This window comes from Brevibacterium sp., from assembly GCF_031179145.1.
Taxonomy (GTDB): Bacteria; Actinomycetota; Actinomycetes; order Actinomycetales; family Brevibacteriaceae; genus Brevibacterium.
The window spans coordinates 101,968-117,880 of the sequence record NZ_JAPSIB010000010.1 but is presented as its reverse complement, the minus strand read 5'-3'; the positions used below and the strand labels follow the sequence as shown (position 1 = coordinate 117,880).

Annotated in this window: 16 protein-coding genes and 2 tRNA genes; 6 read left to right on the top strand and 12 right to left on the bottom strand. The window is 65.4% G+C overall.

The annotated features are described in order from the left end of the window. Position 1 precedes the first annotated feature (1 nt). From RIT73_RS09410 to RIT73_RS09400, 3 genes are all read left to right on the top strand, one after another. A complete protein-coding gene (locus RIT73_RS09410) occupies positions 2-1,003 on the top strand; it encodes a beta-ketoacyl-ACP synthase III (RefSeq protein ID WP_309131809.1) in 1,002 nt (333 codons plus the stop codon). Between the two features lie 117 nt (positions 1,004-1,120). Beyond that, positions 1,121-1,372, top strand: a complete 252-nt coding sequence (locus RIT73_RS09405) for an acyl carrier protein (RefSeq protein WP_309131808.1) — start codon at positions 1,121-1,123, stop codon at positions 1,370-1,372. A gap of 77 nt (positions 1,373-1,449) precedes the next feature. Next, on the top strand, positions 1,450-2,691 hold the full coding sequence (locus tag RIT73_RS09400) for a beta-ketoacyl-[acyl-carrier-protein] synthase family protein (RefSeq protein WP_309131807.1): 1,242 nt from the start codon (positions 1,450-1,452) through the stop codon (positions 2,689-2,691). A 301-nt stretch (positions 2,692-2,992) separates the two neighbouring features. On the opposite strand, the gene RIT73_RS09395 is transcribed toward RIT73_RS09400, so the two are convergent. Further along, positions 2,993-3,484: a DUF3145 domain-containing protein gene (locus RIT73_RS09395; RefSeq protein ID WP_309131831.1), complete on the bottom strand. Its 492-nt coding sequence runs from the start codon at positions 3,482-3,484 to the stop codon at positions 2,993-2,995. A gap of 255 nt (positions 3,485-3,739) precedes the next feature. Here RIT73_RS09395 and RIT73_RS09390 point away from each other — a divergent pair. Then, positions 3,740-3,816 (top strand) — tRNA-Ile (locus RIT73_RS09390). A gap of 99 nt (positions 3,817-3,915) precedes the next feature. On the opposite strand, the gene RIT73_RS09385 is transcribed toward RIT73_RS09390, so the two are convergent. The 4 genes from RIT73_RS09385 to RIT73_RS09370 all read right to left on the bottom strand — a co-directional run bounded on the left by RIT73_RS09385 (position 3,916) and on the right by RIT73_RS09370 (position 7,976). Then, complete coding sequence (locus RIT73_RS09385; RefSeq protein WP_309131806.1) at positions 3,916-5,160, bottom strand: EAL domain-containing protein; 1,245 nt, start codon at positions 5,158-5,160, stop codon at positions 3,916-3,918. Between the two features lie 106 nt (positions 5,161-5,266). Continuing rightward, positions 5,267-6,697: an MFS transporter gene (locus RIT73_RS09380; protein WP_309131805.1), complete on the bottom strand. Its 1,431-nt coding sequence runs from the start codon at positions 6,695-6,697 to the stop codon at positions 5,267-5,269. 70 nt (positions 6,698-6,767) lie between these two features. Further along, positions 6,768-7,820 (bottom strand): LLM class flavin-dependent oxidoreductase, encoded by a 1,053-nt coding sequence (locus tag RIT73_RS09375; protein WP_309131804.1) that lies wholly within the window; start codon positions 7,818-7,820, stop codon positions 6,768-6,770. 83 nt (positions 7,821-7,903) lie between these two features. Beyond that, positions 7,904-7,976, bottom strand: a tRNA-Asn gene (locus RIT73_RS09370). A 225-nt stretch (positions 7,977-8,201) separates the two neighbouring features. Here RIT73_RS09370 and RIT73_RS09365 point away from each other — a divergent pair. Continuing rightward, a complete protein-coding gene (locus RIT73_RS09365; RefSeq protein WP_309131803.1) occupies positions 8,202-9,113 on the top strand; it encodes a DMT family transporter in 912 nt (303 codons plus the stop codon). After that, complete coding sequence (locus RIT73_RS09360; RefSeq protein ID WP_309131830.1) at positions 9,114-10,340, top strand: glycosyltransferase; 1,227 nt, start codon at positions 9,114-9,116, stop codon at positions 10,338-10,340. Here the strand turns inward: RIT73_RS09360 and gluQRS are convergent. From gluQRS to deoD, 7 genes are all read right to left on the bottom strand, one after another. Further along, positions 10,309-11,247: a tRNA glutamyl-Q(34) synthetase GluQRS gene (gene gluQRS, locus RIT73_RS09355; RefSeq protein WP_309131802.1), complete on the bottom strand. Its 939-nt coding sequence runs from the start codon at positions 11,245-11,247 to the stop codon at positions 10,309-10,311. The genes RIT73_RS09360 and gluQRS overlap by 32 nt on opposite strands. Next, the gene (locus RIT73_RS09350) at positions 11,244-11,561 is read right to left on the bottom strand and encodes a GNAT family N-acetyltransferase (RefSeq protein ID WP_309131801.1); all 318 of its coding nucleotides are present in this window, start codon (positions 11,559-11,561) and stop codon (positions 11,244-11,246) included. Before RIT73_RS09350 ends, gluQRS begins: the two co-directional genes overlap by 4 nt. Positions 11,562-11,723: 162 nt before the next feature. Beyond that, positions 11,724-12,566, bottom strand: a complete 843-nt coding sequence (locus RIT73_RS09345) for an amino acid ABC transporter permease (protein WP_309131800.1) — start codon at positions 12,564-12,566, stop codon at positions 11,724-11,726. Continuing rightward, a complete protein-coding gene (locus RIT73_RS09340) occupies positions 12,563-13,225 on the bottom strand; it encodes an amino acid ABC transporter permease (protein ID WP_309131799.1) in 663 nt (220 codons plus the stop codon). The genes RIT73_RS09345 and RIT73_RS09340 overlap by 4 nt, the downstream gene beginning before the upstream one ends. Before the next feature lie 63 nt (positions 13,226-13,288). Further along, positions 13,289-14,188, bottom strand: a complete 900-nt coding sequence (locus RIT73_RS09335) for a glutamate ABC transporter substrate-binding protein (RefSeq protein WP_309131798.1) — start codon at positions 14,186-14,188, stop codon at positions 13,289-13,291. Positions 14,189-14,275: 87 nt separating this feature from the next. Further along, on the bottom strand, positions 14,276-14,995 hold the full coding sequence (locus RIT73_RS09330; RefSeq protein ID WP_375294990.1) for an amino acid ABC transporter ATP-binding protein: 720 nt from the start codon (positions 14,993-14,995) through the stop codon (positions 14,276-14,278). A gap of 207 nt (positions 14,996-15,202) precedes the next feature. Beyond that, the gene (deoD, locus tag RIT73_RS09325; protein ID WP_309131797.1) at positions 15,203-15,913 is read right to left on the bottom strand and encodes a purine-nucleoside phosphorylase; all 711 of its coding nucleotides are present in this window, start codon (positions 15,911-15,913) and stop codon (positions 15,203-15,205) included.

The following is a 15,913-nucleotide window of genomic DNA, read 5'->3' as shown; positions in this document are numbered from 1 at the left end:
AATGCCCACCTTGAACACTGCAGAGTCCGGCCGCTTCTCCAAGATCACCGGAATCGGCGCCTACCGCGCCGAGAACCTCGTCACCAATGACGACATCGCCGGGCCGATCAACTCCTCGGACGAATGGATCCGCCAGCGGACCGGCATCGTCACCCGGCGCCGGGCCAGCGCTGAGGTCGGCGTGCTCGAGATGTGCGAGGAGGCGGCCCTCGAGGCGATCGCCTCCTCCGGTCTCAAGCCCGAGGACATCGGCGGTGTGATCATCTCCACGGTGACCTTCCCCTACTTCACCCCGTCGGCGGCCGCGGCCCTGACCGATCGCATCGGCACCGGACCGATTCCCGCCTGGGACATCAGCGCCGCCTGCGCCGGCTACTGCTACGGCATCGCCCAGGCCGATGCCCTCGTCCGGGCGGGAACGATGGACAACATCCTCGTCATCGGCGCGGAGAAGCTCTCCGACGTCATCGACCCGACCGACCGGTCGATCTCCTTCATCCTCGGAGACGGGGCCGGCGCAGTCGTCGTCTCCTCCGCCGACGAACCGGGCATCTCCAAGACCGTCTGGGGGTCGAAGGGTGAGAACTGGTCGACGATCCGGATGACCGACTCCCTCCTCGACGTCCGCGACGACCGTGAGACACCGTTCCCGACACTGCGTCAGGACGGACCCACCGTGTTCCGGTGGGCCGTGTGGGACGGCGCCGAGGTGGCCAAGGAAGCGCTCGCCGTGTCCGGAATCGAAGCGTCCGATCTCGCCGCGTTCATCCCCCACCAGGCGAACATGCGCATCATCGACGAACTCGCCAAGCAGCTGAAGCTGCCGGAGTCCGTCGTCATCGCCAGGGACATCGCCGACAACGGCAACACTTCGGCGGCTTCGATCCCCCTGGCCACCGAACGGCTCCTGCGCGAGCAGCCGGAGCTCAGCGGCGGCCTGGCCCTGCAGATGGGATTCGGAGCGGGCCTCGTCTACGGCGCGCAAGTGATCCGGCTCCCTTAAACACCCCATTTCGCGGAAATTCTCCGTGAATGTCCTAAGATGTTCGGCGGGACACTCGTCGAAAAGTTCCGCACCCGACCGAGCACACCTCGGTTGTCACTAGAAAGTAGGAAAGAAATGGCATTCAGCGAATCTGAGATCCTCGCCGGACTGGCGGAGATCGTCAACGAAGAGACCGGACTGGCCGTGGAAGCGGTCGAGCCGAGCAAGTCCTTCACCGATGACCTCGACATCGACTCGATCTCCATGATGACCATCGTCGTCAACGCAGAGAAGAAGTTCGGAGTGAAGATCCCGGATGACGACGTCAAGGACCTCGTCACCGTCCAGGACGCCGTTGACTACATCAACAAGGCGCAGGAAGCCTGAGCTGCTGAAGCGCGAACACGGCCCGTCCACCGACGGGCCGTGTCCACACTTTCGACACTATCGACGAGGTTTGTACCATGACACCTAAAGTTGTCGTCACCGGGATTGGTGCGGTGACCCCCCTGGGCGCGACGGCCGATGCCACGTGGCAAGCCATCCTGGCAGGCACGTCCGGCGTTCACACGATGGACAACGACTGGGCGGAGAAGTACGGCTTGACCGTCGATTTCGCCGCGCAGGTCGATCCACAGGTCGTGCCCGAGAAGCTCAAGCGGGTACAGGCCAAACGACTCGACCCCTCCAGCCAGTTCGCGCTCATCTCCGCACGTGAGGCCATGGCCGACGCCGGACTGGACGAGACCGACCCCGACCGCACGGCTGTCGCCTGGTCGACCGGAATCGGTGGTGTCTGGACACTCCTCGACGCATGGGACACGCTGCAGACCGAAGGCCCCCGCCGGGTGATGCCGCTGACCGTCCCCATGCTCATGCCCAATGGTCCCGCCGCCGCCATCGGCATGGAATTCAAAGCCCGCGCCGGAGTCCAGACCCTGGTCTCCGCCTGCGCCTCGTCGACCGAGAGCCTCGGCCACGCCTACGACCTGGTCAGCTCCGGCCAGGCCGATGTCGTCATCGCCGGCGGCTCCGAAGCGGCGATCCACCCCATCACTCTCGCGGCCTTCAACTCGATGCAGGCCCTCTCCCGCCGCACGGATTCCCCCGAGACCGCCTCACGCCCCTACGACGTGGGCCGTGACGGCTTCGTCATGGGTGAGGGTTCCGGAACCCTGATCCTCGAGACCGAGGAGCACGCCAAGGCGCGCGGCGCCAAGATCTACGCCGAGGTGGCCAGCTGGGGAATCTCGAACGACGCATACCACATCACCGGCGGTGAGCCCGGAGGCAAGTTCGCCCTGCGCGCGATGCAGGAGGCCCTCGACTCCGCAGACCTGACCCCTGCCGACATCAAGCACGTCAATGCTCACGCAACCTCCACCCCTGTCGGTGACATTCCGGAATCGGTCGCGATCCACGAGCTGCTCGGCGATCACGTCAGCGACGCACTGGTCAGCGCGACCAAGTCCATGACCGGTCACCTGCTGGGCGGAACCGGCGCCGTCGAGTCGATCCTCACGGTGAAGGCCCTCCAGGAGCGCATCGCTCCTCCGACCATCAACATCGAAGAGGTCGACCCGGAGGTCCACATCAACATCGTCCGCGACACCCCGTCCGAACTGCCGGCCGGTGACATTGCGGCGATCTCCAACTCGTTCGGGTTCGGCGGCCACAACGCCGTCGTCGCCTTCAAGTCGGTGTGATGATCTGAGCGGTCGAGCCGTTCTCGGCCATCGACAGAGCCCCGGTGAGAATCTCACCGGGGCTCTGTCGTGCACATGGGTATTGCGAGCATATGGATTTGCGGACGCTTGTGCATGCGGACGGCGTGCGAATGCGGATGCGCGAACACCCGGAAGGGCACGCTGGAGGTAGGACAGCGTGCCCTTCCGGGCAAGTCAGGTGTCGGCTTCTCGGCCCCGTGCGGTCAGTGAGGCGGCGCAGCGATCGAACGTGCGACACCGTGGCGTGTGCCGATGGCGGGGTGCGGAACTGCCCGCCGGTTCAGCCGACCTTGGTCAGCCAACGCACGGGTGCGCCCTCGCCTGCGTGTCGGAATGCGTCGAGCTCCTCGTCCCAGGCCTCACCGAGAGCCAGGGCCATTTCGTCGGCGAGCTTGATGGGGTCATTGCCGGCACGTTCCATGACGGAGCGAATGCGGTCTTCGGGGACCATGATGTTGCCGGCGGAATCCGTGACGGCGTGATAGATCCCCAGATCGGGGGTGTGGCTCCAGCGGCCGCCGTCGACGCCCGCAGAGGGCTCTTCGGTGACTTCGTAGCGCAGCGAGTCCCATCCGCGCAGGGCGGATGCGATGCGTGCGCCTGAGCCCGCCGGCGCACGCCAGCAGACTTCGGCCCGCACAAGTCCTGGCGCTGCCGGCTGGGGTGTCCAGTCGAAGCGCGCTTGTGCGCCGATTGCCCCGCCCGCTGCCCATTCGATGTGCGGGCAGAGCGCGCGAGGTGCTGAGTGGACGAAAAGTACGCCCTGTGTCATATCCATTTGTGCCTCCTACCTCGGATACGTCTTCCCCTACGATCCGAATGGAGGCCTACGGCCCATGATAGACGACGATCACAGTCTGGACAAACAGCGAATCGCCTGGTGGCGGGCGTCTTCTCGCGACCCGATCAGCACCTTCCCCGCGCGGGCGCGATCAGCACGGTCCCCACGAGGCGGATTCGCGGTTGCCGATCCCGCGATCGGCAAATGGCTGTCCGACGACCGGTGGTGCTAATCTTGTTTCGGTCTGCCCCCGTAGCTCAGCTGGTCAGAGCAGGGAACTCATAATTCTTTGGTCGCCGGTTCAAGTCCGGCCGGGGGCACCACTGCGTGATCGGTTGGTCCCCCGACGGCAATCGGGTCTCCCCGTCAACCATCTGGTGTGCTGACGACCATGGAGTCTCGCGACACCCAAATTGGGGGGCTCAGTCCGCCGTGTTCGCCGGCATGATCCTCGTCAGCACGCTGCGGGCTGCGTCGACACAGGTGTAGCGTTCGGTCGTGATGTAGACGTCGTACATCGTCTGCCCGTCGCTGCCGGGATCATTGCGCTTCGACGCCGCCACCAGACCGGACCAGTCGGGTCCGACCACGACGACGCCGTGCTCGTTGCGGATCGGATCGGAGGCGTCGACGATGCCACCTCGCACCCCGGGAACCGGCGGAACCGTGAATCCGCCGGAGAACATCGCCGTCAGCCCGACAGTGTCGCGGATCCGTTCGTAGCGATCATAGGTAGCCCGCGAGAAGTCCTCATCCTCGCCGAAGATGCCCAAAGTGACCGTGGCGGCGCCGGACGCCAGAGCACGTTCCTCCAGAGCCGCGATCTGCTTGAGCAGCAGATCCCAGTTCATCTCCAGCGGTTCCCGACGCAGCCCCTTGGCGATCGAGTACGGCGTGCCGGTGGCCGGGAGGTTGCGTGAGTGGTGGTCGGCAAGAGCATCCTCGAAGGGCTGTTCGAAGGGTTCGGGGTCCTTCGTCGACGGGCCGAAGTACGGTCCCGACATGTATCGAGCACCGAGGGCCCGCACCCGATCGAGGTCGGCCTCGCTCGTCACACCCTCAGCCAGGATGACCGCATTCGTCCGCTCGAGATGGGCGTGCAGGAGGCGGTTGAGCTCGGCCAGGTGGGAATTGGAGCCGATGCGCAGAACCTCGGGGTGCAGACCCACGACCGAGGGGTTGACCAGAGGGACGAATGAGGCGGATCGCAGATCCGCGCCGACATTGGACATGCCCACGCCCCATCCCATCGACCGGGCCTGGCGCACCGCGCGAAGGACGGAAGCCGGGGACGAGGACACGCGGGAGGCGTCGAGCTGGAGGATGACGGACCGGTCGGGTTCGCTCGTGCGGTCTTCCAGGGTCGCGAACGACTCCTCCTCGGCACGGATGAACAGGCGGTTGGAGTTGGGAAGCCCCGCCGCCTCGGCGGTTCTGATCGCGGTCTCACGTAGGGAGGCGTCGATGTCGCCGATGAGATCGGACGCATGCAGGGCAGAACGGAAGTTCTCCGATTCCGCGGATCCTAAGGCGGGGTCGCCGACCGGGGCCTGGAAGATCTGGTAGCCGACTTTGTCGAATGTGAAGGAATCGACGACTGGCGCGAAGTAGGTCTCTATCCCGCCGGAACGCACAAGCTCCTCGAGATCCAGCCTCTGTTCGTTCATCGTCTCAGTCAAGGGTGCGTCCTTCCGTGTGCGACTTGCACCATCAGTCTTCCACACAAAGGACACACGGGATTGTCTAAACTCCGTAACATTATTGCGCTCTCAGTTAAGCACGGCGTCCCCGGCGGACCTCGCCGAGCCCGACGAATCCCGCCAGAATGACGACAACCGATATTGCCGCAAAGGACCAGATCATCGCTGTGTCCCAGCCATCTGCTGCCACGACGGCGAAGGCCAACGCCGTCATGATGGCGAGCCCCATCGAGGTGCCGATGCGCTGTCCGGTCTGCAGCACTCCCCCGGCCGCGCCGGCGTAGCGCAGCGGAACCTCCTGCAGTGTCAGTGTCTGGTTCGGGCTGATGACCATTCCCTGAGCGATTCCGATCAGGCTCAGTGTCACAAGCATCCACCATTCGCTGCCGATGCCGAGCGTGAGGAGCCAGACGACTGCGATGGTGGCCACGAGACCCAGGAGGCAGGTGACGATGCCCCAGACGACGAGGCTGCGGCCGACCTGGAACACGAACCTGCCCGACAGGTCGGCCGAGACGGCGGAGAGCAGGGCGGCCGGCAGACCGATCATGCCCGCGGCCAGCGCGGTGTGTCCGAGGCCTTGCTGCATGTAGACGGCGACGAGCACCCACACGCTGGTCACCCCCATGAAATAGAGGGTGATGATGATCGAACCGCTGCTGAAGCTCCTGGTCCGGAACAGTGCCAGGTTGACCATCGGGGTGCGGCCCCGCGCCGCGTAGCCACGTTCCCATCTCACCCAGCCGACGATCGTCGCCGACCCCAGTGGCAGCGCCAGCCAGACGAACCAGCCACCGGAGGATTCGACGAACGGCAGCAGGATGAGAAGAACCCCGAGTCCGAGCAGGACCGTGCCGATGGGATCGAGATCATGCTTCTTCGCGGCCGCAGCCGTGTCGTCGCCGACGGCTCGCCATGCGGAGGCCGGAAGCCAGAGCTTGGCAAGGACGAGGGACAGCACGGCGAAGGGAACATTGACGAGGAAGGCCGACCTCCAACCGTGCTCGTCGCCGAAGAGGGCGACGAGCACACCCCCGAGGACGGGCCCGATCGCGACCGAGACTCCGACCACGGTGCCCATCAGTCCGAAGGCCCGGCCGCGCTGGGAACCCTGGAAGTACTGCTGGAGGAGTCCGACGACCTGAGGGTTGAGGAGACCGGAACCGAGGCCCATGAGCACTCGCGCCAGGTTGAGAATGACCGGATCGGGCGCGAGCCCCGAGATCAGGGAGGACAGGCCGAACAGGCCGACGCCGATGACGAACAGCTGCCCGCGGCCGAACACGTCGCCGGCTCGGCCGGCCGCGACGAGGACGACTCCGAATGACAGGGCATAGCCGGTGAGCACCCACTGGAGTTCTGAGGAGGAGGCGTCGATGGTGGTGGAGATCGCCGGCAGCACGACATTGATGATCGACACCGACAGCAGCGACATGAACAGTGGAACAAGGGAGATGATGAGAATGCGCCTCTGGGTCCGGGTCAGTCGCTTCTCATCGCTCACACCTCAGCTCTACCCGGATCCCCGCCGAGGTGCAAGGGCCCAACCGCAGAGTCTTCCCAGGCGAGACCGGTCAGACCGAGTATCCCTCGACGGGCCCCTCCGTGTTCGGCCTCCACCCCAGTGCCGGGGCGACGTGCTGCGCGAAGGACTCCAGGATGTGGAGGTTGTAGTCGACTCCCAGCTGGTTGGGCACGGTGAGCATGAGAGTGTCGGCGGCTGCGATCGCCGGGTCGGCCCTGAGCTCATCGATGAGTCTGTCCGGCTCTGCCGCGTAGGTCTTGCCGAAGGTCGAGCGCAGACCGTCGATGATTCCGATCTGGTCGCTCTCCGCGCCGCTGCGGCGGCCGAAGTAGAGGTCATCGAGGTCGGAGGTGATCGGGAAGACGCTGCGGCTCACCGACACCCGGGGAGTCCAGTCATGACCCGCTTCTGCCCAGGCCTGCCGGAAGCGGTCGATCTGCTCCCGCTGCAGTTCTCCGAAGGAGGCACCAGTGGCCTCGGTGAGCAGAGTCGAACTCATCAGGTTGACGCCCTGCTCCGCCACCCATTCGGCCGTGGACCTGGACCCTGCTCCCCACCAGATGCGCCGATCAAGGCCAGGCGAGCGAGGTTCGACAGCAAGTTGACTACCTGGTCCGAACTGGGCGGGATCGGCCGCGGCGAGCTCGGTGCCCCGGATCGCGGACATGAATCGCTCGAACTTGTCCCGGGCCATCGTCGCGCCCTTGGCATCTCCGGAGTCCTCGTATCCGAACGCCTCCCAGCCGCGCAGAGCCGGTTCCGGTGATCCCCTGCTGATGCCGATGGCTGTGCGTGCGTCGGAGAGCAGATCGAGGGCGGCCGTCTCCTCGGCGAGGTGGAGCGGGTTCTCATAGCGCATGTCGATCACGCCGGTGCCCACCTCGATGCGCTTCGTCCTGGCCGCGATCGCGGTGAGAAGGGGAATCGGTGCGGCGGCCTGCTTGGCGAAATGATGGACGCGGAAATACGCGCCGTTGACTCCGATCTCGTCGGCACCGACGCCGATCTCCACGGCCTGCTGGAGCGCTTCGCGCGCCCCGAACTCACCCCGTGCCGCCCCGGTGCCGTGGTGACCGAAGCTGAGGAATCCGAATGCTCTCATTCCGGGTCAACCTGGTTGAGAGTTCAATTATTCCGCCGCCAATGGCGACAGGCCCCGCCGCATGTGCGACGAGGCCTCTTCTGCTCCCCCGGCTGGGCTCGAACCAGCGACCCTTCGATTAACAGTCGAATGCTCTGCCAACTGAGCTACGGAGGACGGGCGCAGTTGCCTGCGCACGGTTGACCAGTCTACCCATAGCCGCGGCCGCGAGCCAAAGCCGCATCGAGTGGTTTCCCTCACATTCCGGTTTGCCCCGCCGGGCGATTTCGGGTTCACCCCACAGTTGGGCGACCGTCACTCTCCGACACGGTCGCGAGGTGGCCTCCGTTGTAAAATCGAGGTGATCCAGGCCGAATGTTCTCCTCAGCGGAAGAAGCTCAAGTGACCATAGTGGCGATTGTCTGCGCGGTCCTGGCGGCCGTGGCCCTGGCCTACGGCGCCTTGTTCCAGCACCACGCGGTGGCCGATCAGGACGAGTCGCACAACGGGCTGAGCTGGAGCCACTTCAAGGAGCTGGTCGGGCGCCGGAGTTGGCTGCTGGGGCTGGCGATCCTCGGACTCGGCACCGCTGGAAACTTCGTCGCCCTCGCCCTGGCCCCCGTCATGGTCGTTCAACCGATCGGCGCGTTCTCCCTCATCGTCTCCATCCTGCTCGGCATCTGGCACCGGGATCTGCAGGTCAACCGGCGCCTGGTCGCGGGTGTGGTGGGCTGCATCATCGGCGTCACGGCCTTCGTCGCCCTCGCGGCGACGACGGCCCGCTCCGAGGTGCACCTCGGCCGCGATGCTCTTCCGCTGGTGTGGATCTCCGTCGTCGTGGTGGCAGCGGGCCTCGCGATCATGGTCGCCTGGAGACATGCCCCACAATTGGTGCTCATCACCGCGGCGGGTCTCCTCTTCGCATGCGTCGCCACGAATGCGCACCTTGTCAGCGTGCAGTTCCTGCGCGCCGGAGCCGACCAAGTCACTTGGGCCAATGTCGCCTGCCTCATCGCAGCGGGGGCTATCGGCTCCTGGTTCGTGCAGAACGCGTATGCGGCAGGCCCGCCGGAGATGGTCATCGCCGGTCTCACCGTCGTCGATCCGATCGCCGCTGTCGTGCTCGGCGCGATTGTGCTCGGCGAGGCATCTGCCGCCCCTGTCGGCCTGGTGGTTGTGATGACTATCACGGGATTGGTCGCGTGTCTGTGCGTCGTTGTATTGTCGCGGTATCACCCAGACGTCAGAGATCGAGAAGAGGAACGCCGAGTCGCTCGCCGCACTGACTTGTCGACCGACACCGAGGAGTGCTGAATCCTGTCCGAGCAAAGAAGCCCCCGAGCACGGCGCATTCTCATCCCCTCCGAAACCTACGCCCCGGAAGTCAACGGCGCCGCGAAGTTCGCGGAACGCCTGGCGGCGGGGCTCGCAGCCAGGGGCAACGACGTCCATGTCGCGTGTCCCTCGGCCACTGGCAAGGCCTCGGTCAGCGTCGAGGACGGCGTCACGGTCCATCGCCTGACTTCGCATCGTTGGCCGCTGCATCCGACCTGGACCATCTGCATGCCGTGGGAGGCCAGACCGGAGATCGCCCGTCTCCTCGACACTCTTGAGCCGGAGATCGTCCATACTCAGGCTCACTTCGTCATCGGACGCTATGCGTTCTCCGAGGCGAGCCGCCGCGGAATCCCCGTCGTGGCCACCAACCACTTCATGCCCGACAACGTGCGGCCCTACGTCCGCGCGCCCAAGAAGCTCATCGACGGCGGCACCGCCCTGGCCTGGTGGGATCTGCGCAGGAAATTCCAGTCGGCGGACTTCATCACTGTGCCCACGCAGCTGGCCGCCGATCTCCTCACCCAGAACGGCTTCACCTCCCCCATCAGAGCGGTCTCCTGCGGAATCGACCTGGACAGGTTCTCCCAGGCCCGGTCGAACGGACTCGGAGGGAACGGCACCGCAGCCGAAGCCGGCGACACTGCGCCCCGGGTGCTCTTCGTCGGCCGTCTCTCGGCGGAGAAGCACGTGGACGACATCGTGCGAGCCGTGGCAAGGACCGATCCCGCCCTCGGGCTCGAACTCGACGTCGTCGGCGGCGGCGATCAGGAGGAGCCGCTCAAAGCGCTGGCGGCGGAGCTCGGAGTCGGTGATCGCGTCCACGTCCTCGGCAAGATCAGCGACAAGGCGCTGATGGAGGCCTATCAGCGCAGCACGTTCTTCTGCATGCCCTCGACAGCCGAGCTCCAGTCCATCGCGACACTGGAGGCTCTCGCGTTCGGCAAGCCCGTGGTACTCGCCGACGCGGTCGCCCTGCCCCACCTGGTGCGCGACGGCGTCAACGGCTACCTGTTCCCGCCCCGGGACATCGACGCACTGTCTGAGCGCTTCACCCGCATCTGCACTCAGACGCACGACGAGCGCGACGCGATGTCGGAAGCATCCCTCGACCTCGTCGCCACGCACGACATCGAGCACACCCTCGACACCTTCGAAATGATCTACTCCCGCGTCATCGCGGAGAAGGTCGCGCCGTCGGCCTGAACACCGTCGGTTCGAGGTCCAGGCGCTCGAAGTCGAGGTTCTCGATCATGTCCTCAACGCTGCGCCACGGCGGTTTCCCGGTCCGCGCGCCGAAGCCCAGTGACTCCCCCACCCAGGCGAACACCTCGGCGGGGGTCCAGCCGAGCTGCTGGTAGGTGACGGCTCCGTCACGCTTCGCCAGTCGCCGGCCGGCCGCGTTGAGAACCAGAGGGACATGCATCCAGCCCGGCTCGACCAGGCCGAGCTGCTGCGCCAGATGAGTCTGTCGCGGCGCCGAGGTGGCCAAGTCGTCCCCGCGGACGACCTCGTCGATCCCGCTCGCCCCGTCGTCGACGACAACCGTGAGGTTGTAGGCGAAGACGCCGTCTCCGCGCCTCAGGACCATGTCGTCGACGACCGCGGTGACGGGCCCGAGGAGGGCGTCGGTGATGGTGACCTGACGATTCTCCGCTCGCAGCCTCAGCGCCGGCAGACGGCCGAGTCCAGCGAGTCGTTGACGCTGGGCGGCACGTTCGGCCGCGCCGAGGCTGCGGCACGTTCCCGGGTATGCGCCGGGTGGTGAGTGCGGTGCGCTCGGCGCCTGCTGGATGTCGCGGCGGCTGCAGTAGCACTCGTAGACGAGGCCTGCGCTCGCGAGCTGCCGGATCGCCTCGGCGTAGGCGGGGGTGCGTTCCGACTGCACGAGCGGAGGCTCGTCGGGGACGACGCCAAGTTCGGCGAACACTTCCAGCTGGGATTCCGCGGCTCCGGGCTGCACCCGGTCGAGGTCCTCGATCCGCCACAGGAACCGCCGTCCGGTCTGCCGCGCCCGGGCGTAGGCGAGCAGCCCGGAGCGGATGTTGCCGATGTGCAGGTCACCGCTGGGGCTGGGCGCGAACCGTCCCACCCCACAGGTCTGCGTGCTCACACCGAGGCGACGAGATCGCTGTACTGCGGGAACCGGCGCAGGTAGTCCTGGACATAGCTGCACGTGGGAACGATTCGGCCGTCGTCGGCGCGGACGCCCTCGAGAACATGGGTGACCAGTGTCCGGGCGAAGCCGCGGCGGGAGAACTCCTCGGAGATGATCGTGTGCTGGAGCTCGATCGTCGAGTCGTCAACGATCCGATAGCCGAGGAAGCCGATCAGGCGGGCAGGCTCATCGGTCGTGAAGATCTCGAATCGCTCCCGCTCGGAATGCTTGATCACCGTGACGGGGGTCGGACTGAGTTCTGGCTGCATGCGCGACTCCTTGGACGTCTTCGAACGGACACACCTCTACAGTCAAACATACACAGTGAGGCTGCCGATCCGGGGTATGGATCGACAGCCCCATCCCAGCGACGCCTGCAGCACAGCGCGCGACAGTCACCGCGCACTGCGCAGCCCCGCAGCGCTCGACGGTCAGGTCACGGTCTTGGCCGAGAGCCCCTCCGCGTCGACATGGGCGGTCGTCTTGCGCTGCAGGTGCTTCTCGAGCCAGCGCGCGATTCCGGCCACGATCATGTTGATGATGATGAACAGCACCGCTCCGACGAGGAACGTCGGCAGCAGGTTGTTGTACTCGCGGCCGATCAGGTTCACCTGGTAGAGGAGATCCTGGTAGGTGACGATGAATCCCAGAGCGGAGTCCTTGAGCAGGACCACGATCTGGGCGATGATCGTCGGCATCATCGCGCGCAGCGCCTGCGGCATGAGGACGAGGCTCATCACCTGTCCCGACCGCAGGCCGATCGCCATCGCGGCCTCTTTCTGTCCCTTGGGGACGGCGAGGATGCCGGCGCGGATGATCTCGGCCAGGACCATCCCGTTGTAGAGGGTGAGGCCGATGACCACGGACCAGAACGGTCCGATCGTGTTCCCGAAGATGAGGAACATGGCGAAGATGAGCAGCAGCACCGGCACTCCGCGGAAGAACTCGAGCACGATGGTGCCGGGCAGTGAGATGATGCGCCGGCTCGAGAGCCGCAGCAGAGCGAACACGACGCCGACGACGAGTGCGAGGAGCGCGGCGACGACGGCGACCTTGAGCGTGGCGAGCATTCCCTGGAGCAGGACCAGCTGGATCTGCGCGAACGTGAAGGGGTACCACTTGGCGGCTTCGAGCTGACCTGCGTCGGCGAACTTCCACACTGCGAATGCGACGATTCCGGCCAGCACGAGGGCCGAGACGATCGAGAGGATGACGTTGTTGCGACGGGCCTTGGGCCCGGGAGCGTCGAACAGGACTTCGGTCGGTGCGGTCATCGCAGGATCACCAGCTTCCTCTCGAGGTAGTCGAAGACCCGGCCGAGGATCAGCGCCAGGAGCAGATAGGCCAGCGCGGTGCCGAACAGGATCGCGATGACGAGGTCACCGCGCAGCTCGATGGCATTGCGCATCGCCGAGATCAGCTCCCGGTTGTTGAATGCCGAGGCGATCGAGGTGTTCTTGAGCATCGCGATGATGACGCTGCCCAATGGTGGGATCACAGTCCGGAACGCCTGCGGCAGGATCACCTCGTTCAGTGTCTGTCCGAAGGTGAGCCCGACGGCGCGCGCGGCTTCTGCCTGACCGACCGGGATCGTTGCGATGCCGGACTTGAGGGTCTCTGCGACGAAGCAGGCCGTGTAGGCGGTCAGCGCGATCGTCGCGTAGACGAACGAGTTGAACGAGCTCGAGGCGCCGAAGCGGATGTCGAGGAAAGGCAGCCCGAAGGCGCAGAAGAACATCACCAGGGTCAGCGGCGTGTTCCGCACCACGTTGATGTAGGTGGAGGCGGCGATGCGCAGCACCGGTGTCGGCGAGACCCGCATGCCGGCCAGGATCGTGCCGAGCACGAACGAACCGATGAGTGCGACGGTGAAGAGCTTGAGCGTCCCCCAGATGCCGCTGCCGAAGAGTCGGAGGAGTTCGGGAAAGTCCATTCCGGATTCCTTAATCGATGCGAGGGCACCCGCAGGTGCCCTCGCATCATGTCAATCGGCTGCTCAGTAGCGGTCGATCTCGGGCATCTTCACACCGTCGGCGGAGCCGAGCGAGTATTCGAAGGCCTCTTTCCACTTGCCGTCGTCCATGCCCTTCTGCAGCGCGTCGTTGACGGCATCGCGCAGAGCCTTGTCGTCCTTGGGCAGTCCGACGCCGTAGGGCTCTTCGGTGAAGGGCTTGCCCACGACCTTGAACTCACCTTCGAACTGCGCCGCGTAGCCGCGCAGGATCGCGTCGTCGGTGGTCACCGCATCGACGGAGCCCGACTGCAGGTCGGTCACGCACTTCGAGTACGTGTCGTAGGTGACCAGCTGCGCGTCCTTGTACTTCTCCTCGATGTTCTGCGCCGGGGTCGAGCCGTCGACGGAGCAGACCTTCTTGCCGGCCAGGTCCTCGGGACCGGCGATGTCGGAGTCGGTGGCCACGAGCAGGTCCTGACCGGCGACGTAGTAGGGTCCGGCGAAATCGACGACCTTCTTGCGCTCATCGTTGATCGTGTAGGTGGCGACGACCATGTCGACGTTCCCCTGCTGGAGGAAGGGCTCGCGGTTCGCGGAGACCGTTTCCGTGAACTTGAGCTGATCGGGCTTGAACCCGAGTTCCGCGCCGACCATCTTTGCGATCTCGATGTCGAAGCCCTCCGGGGTCTTCGATCCTGCTTTGACGTTGCCGAGCCCGGGCTGGTCGAACTTCACGCCGACCTTCAGTTCGCCCGCGTCCTTGGCAGCCTGCCAGGTCTTCGAATCGGCGACGTCCGCGGATTCGTTGACGGTGTACTCGGGTGCGGTCTTCGTCTCGCCTCCGCCTTCGGCCGGGGCGTCAGGGGATCCGCCCTGGCCGCATCCGCTGAGGGCGAGCAGACCGACCGCGATCGAGGCGATTGACATGCTGAGCTTCTTCATTGAGCTTCTCCTTGTGAGGGTTGGTGCAGAAATTCCTTGTGAGGGTTGGTGCAGAGGTCCGGGTTTCTTCGGAGCAGTTCTCGATGATCAGTGGGTGAGGATCTTCGACAGGAAGTCCTTGGCGCGTGTGCTCTGCGGATTCGTGAAGAACTCCTCCGGCTCGGCGATCTCGACGATCTCCCCGTCGGCCATGAACACGACACGGTTCGCGGCCTTGCGCGCGAATCCCATCTCGTGGGTGACCACGACCATCGTCATGCCCTCCTTGGCGAGTTCGACCATGACGTCGAGGACCTCATTGATCATCTCCGGGTCCAGCGCCGAGGTGGGCTCGTCGAACAGCATCACCTTCGGCTTCATCGCCAGCGCCCTGGCGATGGCGACACGCTGCTGCTGGCCGCCGGAGAGCTGTGCCGGGTACTTGTCGGCCTGGTGAGCGACGCCGACGCGTTCGAGCAGCGCCATCGCCTGCTTCTCGGCTTCGGCCTTCGAGAGCTTGCGGACCTTGATCGGGCCCAGCGTGACGTTCTCGAGGATCGTCTTGTGTGCGAAGAGGTTGAATGACTGGAAGACCATTCCGACGTCGGACCTCAGCGCCGCCAGCGTCGCCCCTTCGGCCGGCAGCTCTTTGCCGTCGATGGTGATGGTGCCGGAGGTGATGGTCTCGAGCCGGTTGATGGTCCTGCACAGGGTCGATTTGCCGGAGCCCGAAGGACCGATCACGACGACGACCTCACCGTGTTGGATCTCGAGATCGATGTGCTTGAGCGCATGGAAATCGCCGTAGTGCTTCTCGACGCTCGCCATTGATACCAATACCTGTGATTCGGCTCTCATGAGTATCGATCATAGTGAACGAACAGTCGTCTTGAGCAACCTCGCTGGCTCCCGGCTCAACTGCAACACATCTGTGACCTCGATCGGCTGGTCTTTGTCTTCAGAACCCGCCTGATCTTTGACTTGAACCGCCTGATCTTTGACTTCAGCCCGGATCAGGCGGCTGTTCGCACCTTCTCAGGAAGACAATCCCGCCGTGATGGCGATCGAGGCCGCAGAGGAGAACTGGTGTTCCCTGTCCTCCGGCGACATCGCCTCTGCGCCGAACATCTGATCGGTGACGGTGAGCACCGTCAGCGCCTCACGGCCCTCGGCCGCGGCGACGGCATAGAGGGCAGCGGTCTCCATGTCGACGCCGAGCGTGCCGTGGTCGCGCAGGCCCTCGTGCGTCTGCGGCCGTTCGGCATAGAACAGGTCGGAGGAGAACACTGGGCCGACACGGTACCTGGTTCCCTGCTCCTCAGCGGCCTCCGCGGCGGCACGCAGCAGTGGAAATGATGCCACCGGGGCCAGGGTGATCCCGGGGATGCGATGTTCGTTGATCGCCGAATCCGTATGCGCGCCGGAGGCGATGATGACGTCGCCGAGCTCCTGACCGGGAGCGTAGCCGCCGGACGTGCCGACCCGGATGATCCGCTCGACGCCGTAGAACCGAAACAGCTCAGTGGCGTAGATCGTCATGGTGGGCAGTCCCATGCCTGATCCCATCACCGAGATGGGCCGCCCGCCCACGGTTCCGGTGTAGGCCTCCATCCCGCGCACCTCGTTGACGAGGCGCGCGTCGTCGAAGAGCGTCTCGGCGATCCGGCGCGCTCGCCGGGGATCGCCGGGCATGAGCACCAGTGGTGCATAGTCGCCGGGTTCGGCCCGGTTGTGGGCAGTTGCCAT

Coding starts and splice junctions, on each gene's coding strand:
- RIT73_RS09345 (WP_309131800.1), bottom strand. CDS start 12,566: ATGACCGCACCGACCGAAGTCCTGTTCGACGCTCCCGGGCCCAAGGCC.
- RIT73_RS09395 (WP_309131831.1), bottom strand. CDS start 3,484: ATGACACAGGGCGTACTTTTCGTCCACTCAGCACCTCGCGCGCTCTGC.
- RIT73_RS09405 (WP_309131808.1), top strand. CDS start 1,121: ATGGCATTCAGCGAATCTGAGATCCTCGCCGGACTGGCGGAGATCGTC.
- RIT73_RS09335 (WP_309131798.1), bottom strand. CDS start 14,188: ATGAAGAAGCTCAGCATGTCAATCGCCTCGATCGCGGTCGGTCTGCTC.
- RIT73_RS09400 (WP_309131807.1), top strand. CDS start 1,450: ATGACACCTAAAGTTGTCGTCACCGGGATTGGTGCGGTGACCCCCCTG.
- RIT73_RS09410 (WP_309131809.1), top strand. CDS start 2: ATGCCCACCTTGAACACTGCAGAGTCCGGCCGCTTCTCCAAGATCACC.
- deoD (WP_309131797.1), bottom strand. CDS start 15,913: ATGGCAACTGCCCACAACCGGGCCGAACCCGGCGACTATGCACCACTG.
- RIT73_RS09385 (WP_309131806.1), bottom strand. CDS start 5,160: ATGAACGAACAGAGGCTGGATCTCGAGGAGCTTGTGCGTTCCGGCGGG.
- RIT73_RS09340 (WP_309131799.1), bottom strand. CDS start 13,225: ATGGACTTTCCCGAACTCCTCCGACTCTTCGGCAGCGGCATCTGGGGG.
- RIT73_RS09350 (WP_309131801.1), bottom strand. CDS start 11,561: ATGCAGCCAGAACTCAGTCCGACCCCCGTCACGGTGATCAAGCATTCC.
- RIT73_RS09375 (WP_309131804.1), bottom strand. CDS start 7,820: ATGAGAGCATTCGGATTCCTCAGCTTCGGTCACCACGGCACCGGGGCG.
- RIT73_RS09330 (WP_375294990.1), bottom strand. CDS start 14,995: ATGGCGAGCGTCGAGAAGCACTACGGCGATTTCCATGCGCTCAAGCAC.